Origin of the sequence: Streptomyces sp. NPDC035033 (genome assembly GCF_040636735.1) — a bacterium.
In the GTDB taxonomy this organism is placed as follows: domain Bacteria; phylum Actinomycetota; class Actinomycetes; order Streptomycetales; family Streptomycetaceae; genus Streptomyces.
This window is the reverse complement of sequence record NZ_JBEZUZ010000125.1, coordinates 1-17,560: the sequence shown is the minus strand read 5'-3', so window position 1 is coordinate 17,560 and position 17,560 is coordinate 1. Positions and strand designations below refer to the sequence as shown.

The window sequence follows — 17,560 nt, the reverse complement described above, 5'->3', positions numbered from 1 at the left end:
CCACCCGGTACGACAAGACCGCCCAGTCCTACGAAGCAGCCGTCGCCCTCGCATCACTCCTGATGTGGGCGTGACATTTGACGACAGAACCTAGAACCCGCGGCCTAGAACCCGCCCGGAGCGTCCTGGAGGCGCGCGTCCCGGTTCGCCGCGGAGGTCTCGTGTTCGGCGGCGTCCGTGCGGGCGCGTTCGCGGGAGCGGCGGGCCGGGCCCGCCCAGCCGCAGGTGCAGCGGGCCAGGGCGAAGGAGCCGCGCTCCGCGGTCGTCGTGTGGTGCGGGCTGGGCATCGGCTGCTCGTGCACGCCCCCACCGTACTGCGCGTGACGGCTCGCCCGTGCCGTCGTTATCCGCATCGGGAATCCTGGCTCTTGGGGGTTGACGGGCGATGGTGGTGCAGCGGTACGGGCGTCCGCGCGGGGTCGGCGGCGGGGCGCTCGCCGTCACCGCCTCCCTGGTCGCCGCGGCGGTCGCCGGATGCGCCGCCCCCGAGGACGCGAAGCCGCTGCCGGACCCGTCCGGCGCCGTGCGGGGCGCCGCCGACGCGCTGGTCCGGACCGGCACCGCCAAGGCGTCGACCGCGATGGAGATGGCCGCCGGCGGGACCCGCGTCACCATCCGCGGCGAGGGCGGCTACGACTTCCGCCGCCGCACCGGCCGGCTCCGGGTGGTGCTCCCCAAGGACGCGGCCGGCACCAGCGCCCACCGGCCGATCACCGAGCTGCTCACCCCCGGCGCGCTCTACATGAAGAACCGCGGCGCCGGCGTCCCCGCCGACAAGTGGGTGCGGGTCGACACCACCGCCCTCGACGACGGCAACCTCGTCACCGGCGGGGCCACCGACCCCGGCGCCGCCGCCGAGCTGCTGCGCGGGGCGCGGGACGTGACGTACGTGGGGGAGACGGAGCTCGCGGGCGTGCGGGTCCGTCACTACCGGGGCGTCGCCGACATCGCCGCGGCGGCCCGGCTCGCCGCCCCGCAGCTGCGGGGCCCGCTCGCCGCGGCGGCGAAAGGGTTCTCCATCGACACCGTCCCCTTCGACGCGTACCTCGACGGGGACGGGCGGCTGCGGAAGGTCCGCCACCAGTTCAGCTTCAGCAACCAGGGGCGGACCGTCGCGGTCGCCTCGACGACGCTGCTGTACGGCTTCGGGGCGCCGGTCGAGGTGACGCTGCCGGAGGGGCGGGACATCTACGCGGGCAAGGTCGAGGTCTGAGGCCCCGCCGGCGCGTGGGGCGGGCCATCGCCAAATGGTCCGTCCGTGTCATGCGCGGTCCGTGGCCCGATCCCTACGCTGGGACACCGACTCCGGCAGGAAGAGGTGAATGCGCGTGGCCCCGCCCGGTACCACCACCGTGACCGCCGACCCCGACCGCGTCGCCCTCGCCGAGATAGAGCTGTGCGGCGAGCTGATCATCGCCGCCTCGGCCGCGGACGGGGAACGGCTGAGCGCCGACCTGATCGACGAGGTGCTGAGGGTCGAACCGGCCGGCCGTTGAACCGCCGCTCAGGTGCGCAGCATCCGGCCGATCGCCTTGGTGGCCTCCTCGACCTTGGCGTCGAGGTCGCCGCCGTTGCTCGCCGCGTCGGCCACGCAGTGCCGCAGGTGCTCCTCCAGGAGCTGGAGGGCGAAGGACTGCAGCGCCTTCGTGGAGGCCGAGACCTGGGTGAGTATGTCGATGCAGTAGACGTCCTCGTCGACCATCCGCTGCAGACCCCGGATCTGGCCCTCGATCCGCCGCAGCCGCTTGAGGTGCTCGTCCTTCTGCTTGTGGTAGCCGTGCACCCCGTGGGCGTGGTCGGCCGGCTCGACGGCTTCGACGGCCTCGGGGGTGACCTGGTCCGCCTCGGTGGTCGTCATCGCGTCCTCCCGTTGTCCAGATAAGGGGGTGTATACCCCTCGTGGGTATATGGTACCGATCCCCGCCGTTTGGGGGGCGGGGGTCTCGTGCAGATCACTGTGCCTGATGGGCGACACTGAGAGGACGCCGGTTAGCCGTGGCCGGATGATGCGCCTAGCATCAGCCTGACCGAAACCCAGCACCCCGAGGACCTCACGTGCGATTTCGTCTGACCCCCAGGGAGACGAGCTTCTACGACATGTTCGCCGCGTCCGCGGACAACATCGTCACGGGCTCGAAGCTCCTGATGGAACTGCTCGGAGCGGAACCTTCCGCCCGGGCCGAGATCGCGGAGCGGATGCGGGCAGCGGAGCACGCCGGCGACGACGCCACCCATGCGATCTTCCACCAGCTGAACTCCTCGTTCATCACGCCGTTCGACCGTGAGGACATCTACTCCCTCGCCTCGTCCCTCGACGACATCATGGACTTCATGGAGGAGGCCGTCGACCTGGTCGTCCTCTACAACATCGAGGAACTGCCCAAGGGCGTCGAGCAGCAGATCGAGGTCCTGGCCCGGGCGGCGGAGCTGACCGCCGAGGCGATGCCGAACCTCCGCACGATGGACAACCTCACCGAGTACTGGATCGAGGTCAACCGGCTGGAGAACCAGGCCGACCAGATCCACCGCAAGCTGCTCGCCCACCTCTTCAACGGCAAGTACGACGCCATCGAGGTGCTGAAGCTCAAGCAGGTCGTGGATGTGCTGGAGGAGGCGGCCGACGCCTTCGAGCACGTGGCCAACACGGTGGAGACCATCGCGGTCAAGGAGTCCTGAGGCTTCGTGGACACCTTCGCCCTGATCGTGACCATCGGCGTCGCGCTCGGTTTCACGTACACCAACGGCTTCCACGACTCCGCCAACGCGATCGCCACCTCGGTGTCGACGCGGGCGCTGACCCCCCGCGCGGCCCTCGCCATGGCGGCGGTCATGAACCTCGTCGGAGCCTTCCTCGGCCAGGGGGTCGCCAAGACCGTCAGCGAGGGGCTCATCGAGACCCCCACCGGCGACAAGGGGATGGGCATCCTCTTCGCCGCGCTCGTCGGCGCGATCATCTGGAACCTGGTCACCTGGTACTTCGGCCTCCCGTCCTCCTCCTCGCACGCCCTGTTCGGCGGCATGGTGGGCGCGGCGCTGGCCGGTGGCACCGAGGTCATCTGGTCGGGCGTGCTCGAGAAGATCGTCATCCCGATGTTCATCTCGCCGGTGGTCGGCCTGGTCGCCGGTTACCTGGTCATGTGCGCGATCATGTGGATGTTCCGCAGGACCAACCCGCACAAGGCCAAGCGCGGCTTCCGCATCGCGCAGACCGTCTCGGCGGCCGGCATGGCCCTCGGCCACGGCCTCCAGGACGCCCAGAAGACGATGGGCATCGTGGTGATGGCCCTGGTCATCGCCGACGTGCAGGACGCCGGCGACGAGATCCCGGTCTGGGTCAAGATCGCCTGTGCCGTGATGCTCTCGCTCGGTACGTACGCGGGCGGCTGGCGCATCATGCGGACCCTCGGCCGCAAGATCATCGAGCTGGACCCGCCGCAGGGCTTCGCCGCGGAGACCACCGGCGCGTCGATCATGTTCGGCTCGGCGTTCCTCTTCCACGCGCCGATCTCGACGACGCACGTCATCACCTCCGCGATCATGGGCGTGGGCGCGACGAAGCGGGTCAACGCGGTGCGGTGGGGCGTCGCCAAGAACATCATCCTCGGCTGGTTCATCACCATGCCGGCGGCGGCGGCGGTCGCGGCGGTCAGCTTCTACGTGGTGCGGCTGTTCTTCGGCTGAGGCCCGGGGCGCCCCGAACGTGGTCGGGCCCGGCTCCCTGAGGGGAGCCGGGCCCGTTTCGTCGTACGGCGGCACCGCCATGCAGCGCCGTACGACTGCTCTTATCCGAAGCGGCCGGAGATGTAGTCCTCGGTCGCCTGGACGCTCGGGTTGGAGAAGATGCGCTCGGTGTCGTCCAGCTCGATGAGCTTGCCGGGCTGGCCGACCGCCGCCAGGTTGAAGAAGGCGGTGCGGTCCGAGACGCGGGCGGCCTGCTGCATGTTGTGCGTCACGATGACGATCGTGAAGCGCTCCTTCAGCTCGCCGATCAGGTCCTCGATGGCGAGGGTCGAGATCGGGTCGAGGGCCGAGCAGGGCTCGTCCATGAGCAGGACGTCCGGCTCGACGGCGATCGCGCGGGCGATGCACAGACGCTGCTGCTGGCCGCCGGAGAGGCCGGAGCCCGGCTTGTTCAGCCGGTCCTTGACCTCGTTCCACAGGTTGGCGCCCTTGAGGGAGCGCTCGACGATGTCGTTCAGCTCCGCCTTCTTGTAGGAGCCGTTCAGCCGCAGGCCCGCCGCCACGTTGTCGAAGATCGACATGGTGGGGAAGGGGTTGGGGCGCTGGAACACCATGCCGACGGTGCGGCGGACCGCGACCGGGTCGACCCCGGAGCCGTACAGGTTCTCGTCGTCCAGCATCACCTTGCCCTCGACGCGGCCGCCGGGGGTGACCTCGTGCATGCGGTTCAGGGTGCGCAGGAAGGTGGACTTGCCGCAGCCGGAGGGGCCGATGAAGGCCGTCACGGAGCGGGGCTCGACGGTCATGGAGATGTCGTCGATCGCCTTGTGGTTGCCGTAGTAGGCGGAGAGGCCGCTGACGTCGATTCGCTTGGCCATATCAATCACTACTTCCAGTGTGCCGCGGTCAGCGGCCGGTCTTCGGGGCCTTCCAGCGGGCGATGCCGCGGGCCACCAGGTTGAGGATCATGACGAAGGCGATCAGGACGAGCGCGGCGGCCCAGGCGCGGGCCACGGCGGCGTCGGTGCCGACCTGGTACTGCTCGTACACGTAGAGCGGCAGGGAGGACTGGGCGCCTTCGAAGGGGTTCGGGTTGATGAGCTTCGTACCGAACACGAGGAGCAGGACGGGGGCCGTCTCACCGGTGATGCGGGCGATCGCGAGCATGACGCCCGTGGTGATGCCGCCGATCGCGGTGGGCAGGACCACCTTCAGGATCGTCCGCCACTTGGGGACGCCGAGGGCGAGGCTGGCCTCGCGGAGCTCGTTCGGGACGAGCTTGAGCATCTCCTCGGTGGAGCGGACGACGACCGGCATCATCAGGATGGCGAGGGCCATCGCGCCGGCGAAGCCGGAGGGGCCGAAGTCCAGCATCAGGGTCCAGGTGGACAGGATGAAGAGGCCGGCGACGATCGACGGGATGCCCGTCATGACGTCGACGAAGAAGGTGACGGCCTTGGCGAGCTTCCCCGTGCCGTACTCGACCAGGTAGACCGCGGTGAGCAGGCCGATCGGCGCGGCGATGAGGGTCGCGATGCCGACCTGCTCGATGGTGCCGAGGAGGGCGTGGTAGACGCCGCCGCCGGCCTCGGCGTCGAGGACGCCGTTCATCGAGTGGGTGAGGAAGTAGCCGTCGAGGACTTCCACGCCCTTGCTGACCGTCACCCAGGCCAGCGAGAGCAGCGGGATGACGGCGAGGACGAAGCAGACCCAGACGAGGCTGGTGGCGACGCGGTCCTTGGCCTGGCGGGAGCCCTCCACCTTGGTGGTGATCGCGTAGGTGGCGAGGACGAAGAACAGGGCGGCGAGCATGCCCCACTGGATCTTGCTGTGCCAGCCGGCGGCGATGCCGGTGCCGATGCCGGCGGCGACGGAGCCGACGGCGATGGCGGCGGGCGTCCAGCGCGGGAGGCGGGCGTGGGCGAGGGAGCGGCGCGGGGCCATGGCCACCGGGCGTTCCTGGACGGCGTGGCTCATGCGTTGGCCCCCGAGTACTCCTTGCGGCGGGCGATGATCCACCGGGCCGCGCCGTTGACCAGCAGGGTGATGACGAAGAGGACGAGACCGGAGGCGATCAGGGCGTCCCGGCCGAACTCGTCGGCCTCGTTGAACTTCGCGGCGATGTTCTGGGCGAAGGTGCCGCCGCCCGGGTCGAGCAGGTGGCCCGAGAGGACGAAGCTCGGCGAGAGGACGACCGCCACGGCCATGGTCTCACCGAGTGCGCGGCCGAGGCCCAGCATGGAGGCGGAGATGATGCCGGAGCGGCCGAAGGGCAGCACCGCCATGCGGATGACCTCCCAGCGCGTGGCGCCGAGGGCGAGCGCGGCCTCCTCGTGCATCTTCGGGGCCTGGAGGAAGACCTCGCGGGTCACGTTGGTGATGATCGGGAGGATCATGATCGCCAGCAGGATGCCCACGGTGAAGAGGTTGCGGGCGACGCCGTCGGCGGACTTGTCGAAGATGTACGTCCAGCCGAGGTACTGGTCGAGCCACTGGTTCAGGCCGTCCAGGTACGGGACGAGGAAGATCGCGCCCCAGAGGCCGTAGATGATGCTGGGCACGGCGGCGAGCAGGTCGACGACGTACGCGAGCGGCTTGGCCAGCTTGCGCGGGGCGTAGTGCGAGATGAAGAGCGCGATGCCGATTGCGACCGGCACGGCGATGACCATGGCGATGACCGAGGAGACGATCGTGCCGAAGGCCAGGACGGCGATGCCGAAGACCGGCGGGTCGCCGGCCGGGTTCCACTCGAAGGTGGTGAAGAAGTTCGCCTCGTCCTTCGAGACGGCGAGGACGGTGCGGTAGGTCAGGAAGACCGCGATCGCGGCCATGATGACGAGCAGGGTGATGCCGGAGCCCTTGGAGAGGCCGCTGAAGACGCGGTCTCCGGGGCGGGCAGCGCTCTTGGCGCGCCTGCTCCTGTTCTTGTCTATGGCGGGTGGTGTGGTGGTAACCATCGGTTTCTCCGGTCTGCGGAGCCGTACGGCGTACGGGCTCCTGGCGGCGGTGCACCGGATGCCGGGGGCGGCCTCCTCCACGGGAGGTGAGGGGCCGCCCCCGGCCGGGGGTCAGGACAGGGTCGGGACGATCGCGCGGACCTTGGCCGCGATCTCGGCCGGCATGGGGGCGTAGTCGGCGTCGGTGAGGACCTTCTGGCCCTCCTCGCTGATGGCGTAGTTGAGGAACGCCTTCAGGGTCGGCAGGGTCTCCGCCTTGTTGCCCTTGTCGCAGGCGATCTCGTAGGTGACGAGGACCAGCGGGTAGGCGCCCTCGGCCTTGGTGGCGTAGTCGAGGGAGAGGGCCACGTCGTTGCCGGTGCCCTTGACCTTGGCGGCGGCGATGGCCTTGGAGGCGTTCTCCGTGGTCGCGGCGACCGGGGCGGAGGCGCCGGTGTTGATGCTGACCGTGGAGATCTTGTTGGCGGTCGCGTAGGAGAGCTCGAAGTAGCCGATGGAGCCCTCGGCGTCCTTGACCGCGGTGGCGACACCGGAGGAGCCGTTGGCGGCCTGGCCGCCCTGGGCGGGCCACGACTTCGTCTTCGGGTCGTGCTTCCAGTCGGCCGGGGCGGCGGTGGAGAGGTACTTGCCCAGGTTCTGGGTGGTGCCGGACTCGTCCGAGCGGTGGAAGGCCTGGATGGTGGAGCCGGGGAGCTTGGCGCCGGGGTTCAGCTTGGCGATCGCCGGGTCGTTCCACTTGGTGATCTTGTTGTCGAAGATCTTGGCGAGGGTGGAGGCGTCCAGGACGAGGTTGTCCACGCCCTCCAGCTTGTAGCCGATGGCGATGGGGCCGCCGACCATGGGCAGGTTGATGCCGGTGCCGCCCTTGCAGATCTTCTTGGACTCGGCGACCTCTTCGTCCTTCAGGGCGGAGTCGGAGCCGGCGAAGGCGACCTGGCCCTGGTTGAACTTGGTGATGCCACCGCCGGAGCCGATGGCCTGGTAGTTGACCTCGACACCCTCACAGGCGGCCTGGAAGTTCTTGACCCAGAGGTCCATGGCGTTCTTCTGCGCGCTGGAGCCCGCGGCGAGCAGCTGGCCCTTGGCGCCGTCGCACTTGATGTTCGACGCGGCGTTCGAGGTCTTCTCGCCGCCCTTGGTCGGCTCGCTGTTGTTGTCCGAGCCACACGCCGACAGGACGAGCGCGCCGGAGACGACAAGGGCACCGATCGCGGAGGCGCGAAGCCCGTTCTTGCGCGAAAGCTTCACTTTCGGGTGTTCCTTCCAGAAGCCGCCGTGCCCGGACCGGGTGTCCGTCGCTTCGAGGGCGGCGCGTGTCGGGTTGTCGGGTGCATCGTCAGGCTCCGTGCACCCCGTAAGGCCGAAATTAGGCAGATCAGGTGAAGCGGTCCGCCGTGAAGAGTGAACGCGAGGTGAACCGTGCCGTAAGCCACGGTGCGGCTCGGCACGGGGTGCCGCCGGGACGCGGCGGAGCGGAACGGCCGTCCTCGCGCCGGGACCGGGCGGGGCGCGGCTAGGCCGTCTCTTCCGGATCATGCCGGGCTCGCGATGCTTGGCACGCGCCCTCGCCGCGTTGTCGTCGGTCGCCGATGCTCCGCATGGACTCCCTCCTCCGCCTTGCGAGCGCGCGCACCAGACGCCGCTCCCTGATCCGGCCTGATCCGGAAGAGACGGCCTAGCGGGCGTCGCCCGGCTGTCCGGCAGGGGGCGCGGGGGGCGCCAGGAGGGCGTCGAGGAGCTCGCGGTCGCGGGGCTGGGTCAGGCGGGTGCGGGCCTCCTCCGGCGGCAGCCAGCGCAGCCGGTCCACCTCCCGGCCGGGGACGAAGGTCCCGCCGAGGGCGCGGGCCGCCCAGTAGTCGACCTCCTTGGGGCGGCCGGCGGCCGGGTAGCGGACGGTGGGGAGCCGGGCGCCCAGCTCGCAGCGGTGCCCGGTCTCCTCCAGGACCTCGCGCAGCGCGCACGCGGCCGCGCTCTCGCCGGGCTTCCGCTTGCCCTTGGGGTGCGACCAGTCGTCGTATTTCGGCCGGTGGACGAGGGCGATCTCGATGCCCCGGCCGGAGGCCGCCGGGCGCCACAGGACGCAGCCGGCGGCCAGGACGGGAGGGGGGTCGGAGGTCATGGGACGGGGGCGGCGGCGCTGTGCCAGGCGCGCTGGAAGGCGAAGCGGGCGGCCTCGACCTCGTGGCGCTGGTCGGCGTGGAGGACGCCGAGGGCGTAGGCGGTGGCGGGGGCGATCCGGGGGGTGCGGGCCGCGGCGGCGGCGGCCGCGGCCGCCTCGGCGGCGTCGCGGTGCCGGTCGAGGGCGCGGGCCGCCTCGTAGAGGGGGGCGTCGCGGTCGGTGCCGAAGGCCGTCACCTCGGTCGCGTACCGGTGGAGCCGGAGCAGGAGGCGGGTGTGGTGCCAGGGCGCGTCCTGGCTCTCGCCGGCGGCCAGGGCCAGCGCGTCCGCGTTGTACGGGTGGGCGGCGCGGGTCAGCGGCAGCGCGTCGACCGCGTCGAGGAGGCGGCGGCGGGCGACCGAGGCGGAGGCGTCGAGGACCTCCGGGGCGGGGGCCGAGCCGGCCGGGCCGAGCGGCACCTCGGAGGCGAGCAGGGCGACGGCGTCGGCCAGGGCGTGGAAGCGGGAGGAGCCGAGGGCCTGGAGGGCGGCCGAGTGGGCGCGGGTCCTGGCCAGGGTGAGCTGCCGCTCCAGGAGGGCGCCGGCCCGGGCGGCGCCGACGGTCAGCCCGGCGCCCTCCGAGCCGCGGGCGGCCGGCACCGGCCCGCTGCCGTGGGAGAGCCGGTTCAGCGCGTCCATGAGCCGGACCAGCCGCGAGGTGCAGGCGTGCTCCAGGGCGAGGGTGCCGGAGAGCCAGGCCAGCTCGGTGCGGAGCTGGTCGGCCCAGGCCGGGTCGAGCAGCGGCCGGAAGGTGTGCAGGCTGCCGCTGATCCGGCGGGCGGCCGCCCGCAGCGTGCCGGCGGCCTCCTCCGCTCCGGACGTGTCCGCGCCGCTCTCGCCGTGCTGCCGCAGGCCGCGGAGGAAGTCCGCGGCCCGGGCGTGCAGGTAGGGGGCCAGGACCTCGCCCGCGGTCGCGTCCCGCGTGGGCTGCGGGGACCTCGTGGACTGCGTGGGGTCAAGGTTGTGCACGCCGGCGCCTCCGCGCGTCGATGAGCATCTCCTGCACGTGCCGCAGCGGCTTGCCCTCGGGGTCGGTCGCGTGGCGCGTCCAGTTCCCGTCCGGGCCGAGGTGCCAGGAGGAGGTGGTGTCGGACATCCCGGTCTCCAGGAGCCGGGTGAGGGCCGCCCGGTGGGCGGGGTCGGAGACCCGGACCAGGGCCTCGATGCGCCGGTCCAGGTTGCGGTGCATCATGTCGGCGCTGCCGAGCCACACCTCGGGCTCGCCGCCGTTGCCGAAGGCGAAGACCCGGGAGTGCTCCAGGAAGCGGCCGAGGACCGAGCGGACCCGGATGTTCTCGGAGAGGCCGGGGACGCCGGGCCGCACGGCGCATATGCCGCGGACCCAGATGTCGACCGGTACGCCGGCCCGGGAGGCCCGGTAGCAGGCGTCGATGACGGCCTCGTCGACCATCGAGTTGACCTTGATCTTCACGTACGCGGGCCGGCCCGCCTTGTGGTGGGCGATCTCCTTGGTGATCCGGGAGACCAGGCCGTCGCGGAGCGACTTCGGGGCGACGAGGAGCCGGCGGTAGGTCTCCCGGCGGGAGTAGCCGGAGAGCCGGTTGAAGAGGTCGGAGAGGTCCGCGCCGACCTGCGGGTCGGCGGTGAGCAGCCCCAGGTCCTCGTAGAGCCGGGCGGTCTTCGGGTGGTAGTTGCCGGTGCCGACGTGCGAGTACCGGCGCAGCAGGTCGCCCTCCTGGCGCACCACCAGGGACAGCTTGCAGTGGGTCTTGAGGCCGACCAGGCCGTAGACGACGTGGCAGCCGGCCTCCTCCAGCTTCCGCGCCCACTTGATGTTGGCCTGCTCGTCGAAGCGGGCCTTGATCTCGACGAGGACGAGGACCTGCTTGCCGGACTCGGCGGCGTCGATGAGGGCGTCGACTATCGGGGAGTCGCCGGAGGTGCGGTACAGCGTCTGCTTGATGGCCAGCACGTCCGGGTCGGCCGCCGCCTGCTCCAGGAAGGCCTGGACGGAGGTGGAGAAGGAGTCGTACGGGTGGTGCAGGAGCACGTCCCGCTCGCGCAGCGCGGCGAAGACGTCGGGCGCGGACGCGGACTCGACCTCGGCGAGGTCCCGGTGGGTGCCGGCGACGAACTTCGGGTACTTGAGCTCGGGCCGGTCCTGACCGGCGATCCCGAACAGGCCGGTGAGGTCGAGCGGGCCGGGCAGCGGGTAGACCTCGGCGTCGGAGATCTTCAGCTCGCGCACGAGCAGGTCGAGCACGTACGGGTCGATGGACTCCTCGACCTCCAGGCGGACCGGCGGGCCGAAGCGGCGCCGCATGAGCTCCTTCTCCAGGGCCATGAGGAGGTTCTCGGCGTCGTCCTCCTCGACCTCCAGGTCCTCGTTCCGCGTCACCCGGAACATGTGGTGCGCCAGCACCTCCATGCCGGGGAACAGCTCCTCCAGGTGCGCCGCGATGACGTCCTCCAGGGGCACGTACCGCTGCGGGGACGCCTCCAGGAAGCGGGAGAGCAGCGGCGGCACCTTGACGCGGGCGAAGTGGCGGTGGCCGCTGACCGGGTTGCGGACGACGACGGCCAGGTTGAGGGAGAGGCCGGAGATGTACGGGAAGGGGTGCGCCGGGTCCACGGCGAGCGGGGTGAGGACGGGGAAGATCCGCTGCCGGAAGAGCGTGAAGAGTCCCGCCTGCTCCTTCTCCGTGAGCTCGGGCCAGCGGATCAGGTGGATGCCCTCGTCGGCCAGGGCCGGGGCCACGTCCTGCTGGTAGCAGGCGGCGTGCCGGGCCATCAGCTCGCGCGAGCGGGTCCAGATGAGGTCGAGGACCTCGCGGGGCTGGAGGCCGGAGGCGGAGCGGGTGGCGACGCCGGTGGCGATGCGGCGCTTGAGGCCGGCGACGCGGACCATGAAGAACTCGTCGAGGTTCGAGGCGAAGATCGCGAGGAAGTTCGCCCGCTCCAGGAGGGGCGTGGTGGGGTCCTCGGCGAGTTCGAGGACGCGCTCGTTGAAGGCGAGCCAGCTGCGCTCGCGGTCGAGGAAGCGGCCCTGGGGGAGCTCCCGGGAGCCGTCGTCGCCGTCGCCCTCGTCGCCCTCGTACGCGTCGATCTCGGCGTCGAGGCCCATGTCGAGGTCGGCGCCGATGCCGGTGCCGAGGCCGTCCGCGGCCTCGGGGGCGGCGTGCGGGCGGTGGGCCGCTATGGAACCCAGGGACGGCTGCGGGGACGCGGTGGCGGAGGTCTGGACCGGGACCTCGGCGGGCTGCTGGCTCATGGCCCCATTCTTCCGCGTGAAGGGGCGCTCGGGCGCGTCGGAGCGGGCCGTGGGGGAGGGCAGCCTCCCCTTGGGGAGTCTTCCCGGGGAGGAGGCCCCGCCGGGAGTGATCACGGATCGCTTCATTGCGTGAGCGTCGCAAGCGCGTCTGAATGGCGGGTGACGACGACATGTCGTACGGGAATCGGGGGCGGGGCCTGTGACCGGGCCCCGCCCCCGATTCACCCGTCCGGGTGAAGAGCCGCTACGGGTGCCGGGCGCGGAGCACCCGGAAGGCGGCGAAGGCCGCGAGGGCGGCGAGGGCGAGGACGATGCCGGTCTCGATGAGCTGGGTGGGCCAGTAGTGGGACTCGGGGTGGTAGTCGACGAACTGCGTGGTGACGCCGTGCTCGGCCTGGCACTGGGTCTGCACCTTCTCCCACAGGCCCTGCTGGGTGTCCGAGCCGGGCGTCCGGTTCGCCTGGTCCCAGCAGATCGTCTGGTCGAAGCGGGCGCCGGAGGAGGTGAGCAGGCCGGAGTCCATGTGGAGGTCCTCCTTCTCCGGCAGTGAGAGGGGCGTGCCGAGGGGTCCGGTGATCCTCTCCGTCGGCAGGATGGACCAGCGGTACGCGGTGAAGGCGAGCGTCAGCGGGCCCGTGATCAGCATCGTGACGGCCATGGCGGGGAGGGTGCGGCGGACCAGCTGGCCGACCAGGGCGCCGACGGCGACGGCGGCGAGGAGATGGGCGAAGGCGGTGAAGCCGGTCGTCGTGTAGGGGCCCGGTTCTGCCCAGAAGTAGTCCCATCCCTCCTGCACCCCGATCCGGCCGAACCAGAAGATGCCCGTCACGGCGAGGGCGACGAGGAACGCGACGCCGGTCGCGACGGAGAGCTTGGAGCGGAGCCAGGCGACCGGACTCACGGACTGGGTGAGGGAGAGCTGGTACGTCCCCGACTCGTACTCGCGCGCCACCATCGGGCCCGCGACCAGGGCGGCGACGGCGATCGGCAGCAGGACGGCGGCGGCGCCCACGTACTCCAGGAGCCAGCGGAGCATCAGGTATCCGTCGCCGTCGTCCGGCGCGACCCAGGATCCGTCCTTCGCGGTGGTCACCGGGTGCTGCGCCGCCCAGATCCTCAGCCCGCCGATCACGGCGAAGGCGAGGACGACCGCCGCGCCCGCGAGCCACAGCGTCCGCCGGTACTGGCGGACCGTCACCCAGGCGGGGCCCTTGAGGGTGAGGGTGCTCATGCGGGGGCTCCTTCGGGGTGGCGCAGGTGGGCGAGGAGGAGTTCCTCCAGGGACGGCTCGGAGGTCTCCCAGGGGCCTTCGACGGGGCCCTCGCGGCGGACCAGGGCGGTGAGCTGACGGCCCGTCGTGCGGGAGTCGACGACCGTGTGCGGGGCGAGGTCGGCGACCGGGCCCCGGAGCAGGGCGTGCGCGGCGAGCAGGTCGTCGACGGCGCCGTCGAGGCGGATCCGGCCGCCGGCGAGCAGCATCAGGTGGTCGCAGGCGCCCTCCAGCTCGGTGAGGATGTGCGACGACATGACGACGGTCGTGCCGCGTTCGGCCGCGTCGGACATGAGTAGGCCCATCAGCTGGTGGCGGGCGAGCGGGTCGAGGTCGGCCATCGGCTCGTCGAGGAGCAGGAGTCCGGCGCGCTTGCCGAGGGCGAGCGCGAGGGCGACGCGGGTGCGCTGCCCGCCGGAGAGGTGGTGGACGAGGGTGTCGGAGGAGAAGCCGCCGCCCTCGACGACCCGGAGCGCGGCGGCGTCGTCCCAGCGGCCGGGGTTGAGTTCGCGGCCCATGCGGAGGGTGTCGGCGACGGAGAGCCGGGGGTGCAGCGGCTTGGCCTGGGCGACGTAGGCCAGGTCCTCGCGGGCGGGGCCGGCGAGGGTGCCCTCGGTGGGGCGGAGCAGGCCGGCGGCGAGGGCGAGGAGGGTGGACTTGCCGGCGCCGTTGGGGCCGACGAGGGCGCAGATCCGGCCGGCGGGCAGGGCGAAGGCGCACTCCCGCAGCGCCCAGCCGCCCCTCCGTCCGCCGTACTTCTTGCCCAGGCGGTCCGCCCGCAGGGCGGTCCCCTCGGCGGTCGTGGTGGTCACTTTTCGTCGTCCCCCTCGAAGTGCTGTGTCAGTACGGCGGTGAAGAGCGCCGCCACGTCCTCGCGGCCCAGTCCTTCGGCGCGGGCTCGGCGGGCCCAGGCGTCGAGCTCGCCCCGGAGGGGGGAGTCGGCGGGGGTGGTGGTGCCGAGCGTGGCGCGGACGAAGGTGCCGAGGCCGCGGCGGGCCTCGACGAGTCCTTCGCGTTCGAGTTCGCGGTAGGCCTTGAGGACCGTGTTCGGGTTGATGGCCGTCGCCTCGACGACCTCGCGTGCGGTGGGCAGTCGGTCGCCCGGCTCCAGGAGGCCCATCCGGAGGGCCTGTTTCGTCTGCTGGACGATCTGGAGGTAGGTGGCGACGCCGCTGCGCCGGTCGATGCGGTACTCGACCACGTCCCTTCCACCACCCTTTCACTAATCAAGTAGTGAAAGGGTGGTGGAAGGAAGGGGGCGGTGTCAACCGCCCCCTGGGAAACAGCAGTTGCGGGAGCCCCCGACGTCACGACTCCGAGCGGTACATCAGGTCCACCTCGTGGGTCCGGAAGCCCAGCCCCTCGTAGACCCGCACCGCCGTCGTGTTGTCGGCGTCCACGTACAGCATCGCCGTCGGCAGCCCCTGGGCCGCCAGGTGCCGCAGGCCCGTCGCGGTGAGGGCCTTGCCGAGGCCGCCGCCCTGCGCCTCCGGCAGGATCCCGACCACGTACACCTCGCCGAGCCGCTCCTCGGCGTGCACCTTCGTCCAGTGGAAGCCGATCAGCCGGCCCCCGGCGTCCTCCGCGAGGAAGAAGCCCTTCGGGTCGAACCACGGCTCCGCGATCCGGTCGTCCAGGTCCCGCTGGGTCAGCGAGCCCTGCTCGGGGTGGTGGGCGAAGGCGGCCGCGTTGACCGCGAGCCAGGCCGCGTCGTCCTGGCCGGGCACGAAGGTGCGGATCGTGACGCCCTCGGGCAGGACCGGCTCGGGGATGTCCAGGGGGGAGAGCGGGCGGCGCAGCTGGCGCAGTTCGCGGAAGAGGGTGAGGCCGAGGACCTGGGCGAGGTGGCGGGCGGAGGGCTTGCCGCCGTGCGCCCAGACCCGCAGCCGCTTGCCGGAGGCGGCGAGGACGGCGCTGCCGAGGGCGCGTCCGTGGCCGCGGCCGCGCTGGTCGGGGTGGACGACCAGTTCGGCGGCCGGGGCCTCGACCGGGTCGGTCTCCTCCAACTGGGCGTAGCCGTGGAGGCGGGGGCCGACGGTGAGGAGGAAGTGGCGCACCCCCTCGCGCCGGCCGTGGCGGAGGTAGAGGCGGCCCTGTTCGGAGACCGCGTGCACGCCGTCGGCGCCGTCCGCGGCCGCGAGCAGGTCCATGACCTCCTGGACCTGCTCGGGGGTGAGCTCGTCGTACGTCTGGATCTGCCGTCCCGGTTCGAGGGCGGGTGCCGCGTCGGAAGTCATGGGACGAGGGTAGAGCGCCTCCGACTTGTAACCCGCTACCCCCTGTTGCGCTACGCGCGTTGACCTTAGGCTGCGTCCGCAGACGGGGGAACGATCAAAGCCGCGAAACGGGCAAGGGCAAAGGGGACCACGGGAGCGATGGCAGTGAAGCGCGGGAAGAACAAGGCCGGGCGGCGGATTCTGGCCGCCGGCGCGGGGCTGGCGACGGTCGGGGCGCTCGTCGCCGCGCTGCCGGCGGGCGCCTCGCAGGACGCGGCCGAGGCCGCCGCGGGCGGGACCAACGGCAAGGGCTGGGGCCGGTTGGTCGACGTCCAGCTGCTGTCCTTCAACGACCTCCACGGCAACCTGGAGCCGCCGACCGGTTCCGCGGGCCGGCTCACCCGCCTCAAGGAGGACGGGACGACCGAGACCCTCAACGGCGTCGGCGGCGCCGAGTACCTGGCCACGCACCTGCGGCAGGCCCGCGAGGGGCACCGGTACTCCATCACCGCCGCCGCGGGCGACATGATCGGCGCCTCGCCGCTGCTCTCCGGCCTGTTCCACGACGAGCCGACCATCGAGGCGCTGAACGAGCTGGAGCTCGACGTGAGCTCGGTCGGCAACCACGAGTTCGACGAGGGCGCGCGCGAGCTGGCCCGCATGCAGAACGGCGGCTGCCACCCGACCGAGGGCTGCTTCGAGGAGGGCAGGACCTTCGAGGGGGCGGACTTCCCCTACCTCGCGGCCAACGTGACGGACGAGAAGAGCGGCAAGCCGCTGCTCGACCCGTACTTCGTCTGGGAGCGCGACGGCGTCAAGATCGGCTTCATCGGCGTCACGCTCGAAGGGACGGCGAACATCGTCTCCGCCGAGGGCATCAAGGGCCTGAAGTTCGGCGACGAGGTCGAGACGATCAACAAGTACGCCAAGGAGCTGGAGCGCAAGGGCGTCAAGTCGATCGTCGCCCTGCTCCACGAGGGCGGCATGCCGGCCTCCGGCGCGTACAACTACGACTGCGACACCCCGGGTGCCGGCGCCGGCATCTCCGGCCCGATCGTCGACATCGCGAAGAACGTCTCCCCGCAGGTCGACGCGCTGGTCACCGGCCACACCCACCAGGCGTACGCGTGCACGATCCCGGACCCGGCGGGCAAGCCGCGCACGGTGACGTCGGCGGCCTCCTTCGGCCGGCTCTACACCGACACGACGCTCACCTACGACCGCCGGACGAAGGACATCGTCCGCACCGCCGTCGCCTCCGCCAACCACGTCGTCACCCGTGACGTGGAGCCGGCCGGCGACATCCGGAGCCTGATCGAGCGCTGGAACGTCCTGGCCGCGCCGATCGCGAACCGCCCCGTCGGCCACATCGCCGAGAGCATCGAGAACCCCCTCGACGCGGGCGTGTACGAGAAGCCGCTGGGCAACCTGATCGCCGACGCGCAGCTGGCGGGCATGGCCCCGGCCGACAAGGGCGGCGCCCAGCTCGCGCTGATGAACCCGGGCGGCGTCCGCGCACCGCTGACCAAGCGGGAGGACGGCGTGGTGACCTACCGCGACGCGTACACGGTCCAGCCGTTCACCAACATGATGACCGTGGTCGACCTGACCGGCGCCCAGCTGATCACCGCGCTCCAGCAGCAGGTCAGCGGCGCCAACCTGGCGGCTCCGAAGATCCTCCAGGTGTCGAAGAACGTCGCCTACACCCTGGACATGAGGAAGACGGGCGCCGACCGGATCGTGGTCGGCTCGGTGCGGCTGAACGGCGAGCCGATCGACCCGTCGAAGACCTACCGGGTCGCGATGAACGAGTTCCTCACGGGCGGCGGCGACGGCTTCCCGGCCCTGGCCTCCGGCACGAACAAGCTGGTCGGCGCGTCGGACCTCGACGTCTTCATCGCCTACCTGACGGCCAACTCCTCGGCCGCCGAGCCGCTCCGGGCTCCGGCGACCGGCCGGCGCGAAGGCGTACGTCCAGGAGCGCATCGTCTTCGGGCAGCCCGTGGCGGCGTTCCAGAACACCAAGTTCGTGCTGGCCGAGTGCGCC

General features: G+C 71.6%; 17 protein-coding genes and 1 pseudogene. 5 read left to right on the top strand and 13 right to left on the bottom strand.

Annotation, left to right across the window (positions count from 1 at the left end; genetic code table 11):
• Positions 1-104 precede the first annotated feature (104 nt).
• Entirely contained in the window at positions 105-287 is a 183-nt protein-coding gene (locus AB0E83_RS32310; RefSeq protein WP_362119841.1) for a hypothetical protein, read from the bottom strand.
• Positions 288-385: 98 nt separating this feature from the next.
• Here AB0E83_RS32310 and AB0E83_RS32305 point away from each other — a divergent pair, with 98 nt between their 5' ends.
• The gene (locus AB0E83_RS32305) at positions 386-1,213 is read left to right on the top strand and encodes a hypothetical protein (protein ID WP_362119839.1); all 828 of its coding nucleotides are present in this window, start codon (positions 386-388) and stop codon (positions 1,211-1,213) included.
• Positions 1,214-1,328: 115 nt separating this feature from the next.
• Positions 1,329-1,496, top strand: a complete 168-nt coding sequence (locus AB0E83_RS32300; RefSeq protein ID WP_362119843.1) for a hypothetical protein — start codon at positions 1,329-1,331, stop codon at positions 1,494-1,496.
• 8 nt (positions 1,497-1,504) lie between these two features.
• On the opposite strand, the gene AB0E83_RS32295 is transcribed toward AB0E83_RS32300, so the two are convergent.
• Positions 1,505-1,858: a metal-sensitive transcriptional regulator gene (locus AB0E83_RS32295; protein ID WP_362119837.1), complete on the bottom strand. Its 354-nt coding sequence runs from the start codon at positions 1,856-1,858 to the stop codon at positions 1,505-1,507.
• A 197-nt stretch (positions 1,859-2,055) separates the two neighbouring features.
• Here AB0E83_RS32295 and AB0E83_RS32290 point away from each other — a divergent pair, with 197 nt between their 5' ends.
• Positions 2,056-2,676 (top strand): DUF47 family protein, encoded by a 621-nt coding sequence (locus AB0E83_RS32290; protein WP_030495503.1) that lies wholly within the window; start codon positions 2,056-2,058, stop codon positions 2,674-2,676.
• A 6-nt stretch (positions 2,677-2,682) separates the two neighbouring features.
• Entirely contained in the window at positions 2,683-3,681 is a 999-nt protein-coding gene (locus tag AB0E83_RS32285; protein WP_362119835.1) for an inorganic phosphate transporter, read from the top strand.
• Between the two features lie 101 nt (positions 3,682-3,782).
• Here AB0E83_RS32285 and pstB read toward each other — a convergent pair whose 3' ends face one another.
• The 11 genes from pstB to mshD form a co-directional block, all read right to left on the bottom strand.
• Positions 3,783-4,559: a phosphate ABC transporter ATP-binding protein PstB gene (gene pstB, locus AB0E83_RS32280; protein ID WP_362119833.1), complete on the bottom strand. Its 777-nt coding sequence runs from the start codon at positions 4,557-4,559 to the stop codon at positions 3,783-3,785.
• Positions 4,560-4,587: 28 nt separating this feature from the next.
• Positions 4,588-5,658 carry a phosphate ABC transporter permease PstA gene (gene pstA / locus AB0E83_RS32275; protein WP_362119831.1) on the bottom strand — a complete coding sequence of 357 codons (1,071 nt, stop codon included), beginning with the start codon at positions 5,656-5,658 and terminating at the stop codon, positions 4,588-4,590.
• Positions 5,655-6,638 carry a phosphate ABC transporter permease subunit PstC gene (pstC, locus tag AB0E83_RS32270; protein WP_362119830.1) on the bottom strand — a complete coding sequence of 328 codons (984 nt, stop codon included), beginning with the start codon at positions 6,636-6,638 and terminating at the stop codon, positions 5,655-5,657. The genes pstA and pstC overlap by 4 nt, the downstream gene beginning before the upstream one ends.
• Positions 6,639-6,749: 111 nt before the next feature.
• The gene (gene pstS, locus AB0E83_RS32265) at positions 6,750-7,886 is read right to left on the bottom strand and encodes a phosphate ABC transporter substrate-binding protein PstS (RefSeq protein WP_362119828.1); all 1,137 of its coding nucleotides are present in this window, start codon (positions 7,884-7,886) and stop codon (positions 6,750-6,752) included.
• A 427-nt stretch (positions 7,887-8,313) separates the two neighbouring features.
• Positions 8,314-8,757 carry an NUDIX hydrolase gene (locus tag AB0E83_RS32260; RefSeq protein ID WP_362119826.1) on the bottom strand — a complete coding sequence of 148 codons (444 nt, stop codon included), beginning with the start codon at positions 8,755-8,757 and terminating at the stop codon, positions 8,314-8,316.
• Positions 8,754-9,764 carry a CHAD domain-containing protein gene (locus tag AB0E83_RS32255; RefSeq protein ID WP_362119824.1) on the bottom strand — a complete coding sequence of 337 codons (1,011 nt, stop codon included), beginning with the start codon at positions 9,762-9,764 and terminating at the stop codon, positions 8,754-8,756. Before AB0E83_RS32255 ends, AB0E83_RS32260 begins: the two co-directional genes overlap by 4 nt.
• Entirely contained in the window at positions 9,751-12,027 is a 2,277-nt protein-coding gene (locus tag AB0E83_RS32250; protein WP_362119822.1) for an RNA degradosome polyphosphate kinase, read from the bottom strand. The genes AB0E83_RS32255 and AB0E83_RS32250 overlap by 14 nt, the downstream gene beginning before the upstream one ends.
• A 244-nt stretch (positions 12,028-12,271) precedes the next feature.
• Entirely contained in the window at positions 12,272-13,258 is a 987-nt protein-coding gene (locus tag AB0E83_RS32245) for an ABC transporter permease (RefSeq protein WP_362119820.1), read from the bottom strand.
• Positions 13,255-14,109 (bottom strand): ABC transporter ATP-binding protein, encoded by an 855-nt coding sequence (locus AB0E83_RS32240; protein WP_362119818.1) that lies wholly within the window; start codon positions 14,107-14,109, stop codon positions 13,255-13,257. The genes AB0E83_RS32245 and AB0E83_RS32240 overlap by 4 nt, the downstream gene beginning before the upstream one ends.
• Complete coding sequence (locus tag AB0E83_RS32235) at positions 14,106-14,498, bottom strand: GntR family transcriptional regulator (RefSeq protein WP_362119816.1); 393 nt, start codon at positions 14,496-14,498, stop codon at positions 14,106-14,108. Before AB0E83_RS32235 ends, AB0E83_RS32240 begins: the two co-directional genes overlap by 4 nt.
• A 106-nt stretch (positions 14,499-14,604) precedes the next feature.
• On the bottom strand, positions 14,605-15,534 hold the full coding sequence (gene mshD, locus AB0E83_RS32230; RefSeq protein WP_362119814.1) for a mycothiol synthase: 930 nt from the start codon (positions 15,532-15,534) through the stop codon (positions 14,605-14,607).
• 138 nt (positions 15,535-15,672) lie between these two features.
• On the opposite strand from mshD, the pseudogene AB0E83_RS32225 reads away from it, so the two are divergent.
• A pseudogene (locus AB0E83_RS32225) lies at positions 15,673-17,487 on the top strand (bifunctional metallophosphatase/5'-nucleotidase); the annotation flags it as partial.
• Positions 17,488-17,560 lie beyond the last annotated feature (73 nt).

What these genes read in the sequence shown, in the direction of transcription:
- AB0E83_RS32310 (WP_362119841.1), bottom strand. Translation starts at nt 287, where the DNA reads ATGCCCAGCCCGCACCACACGACGACCGCGGAGCGCGGCTCCTTCGCC.
- AB0E83_RS32305 (WP_362119839.1), top strand. Translation starts at nt 386, where the DNA reads ATGGTGGTGCAGCGGTACGGGCGTCCGCGCGGGGTCGGCGGCGGGGCG.
- AB0E83_RS32295 (WP_362119837.1), bottom strand. Translation starts at nt 1,858, where the DNA reads ATGACGACCACCGAGGCGGACCAGGTCACCCCCGAGGCCGTCGAAGCC.
- pstB (WP_362119833.1), bottom strand. Translation starts at nt 4,559, where the DNA reads ATGGCCAAGCGAATCGACGTCAGCGGCCTCTCCGCCTACTACGGCAAC.
- pstA (WP_362119831.1), bottom strand. Translation starts at nt 5,658, where the DNA reads ATGAGCCACGCCGTCCAGGAACGCCCGGTGGCCATGGCCCCGCGCCGC.
- pstC (WP_362119830.1), bottom strand. Translation starts at nt 6,638, where the DNA reads ATGGTTACCACCACACCACCCGCCATAGACAAGAACAGGAGCAGGCGC.
- AB0E83_RS32260 (WP_362119826.1), bottom strand. Translation starts at nt 8,757, where the DNA reads ATGACCTCCGACCCCCCTCCCGTCCTGGCCGCCGGCTGCGTCCTGTGG.
- AB0E83_RS32250 (WP_362119822.1), bottom strand. Translation starts at nt 12,027, where the DNA reads ATGAGCCAGCAGCCCGCCGAGGTCCCGGTCCAGACCTCCGCCACCGCG.
- AB0E83_RS32245 (WP_362119820.1), bottom strand. Translation starts at nt 13,258, where the DNA reads ATGAGCACCCTCACCCTCAAGGGCCCCGCCTGGGTGACGGTCCGCCAG.
- mshD (WP_362119814.1), bottom strand. Translation starts at nt 15,534, where the DNA reads ATGACTTCCGACGCGGCACCCGCCCTCGAACCGGGACGGCAGATCCAG.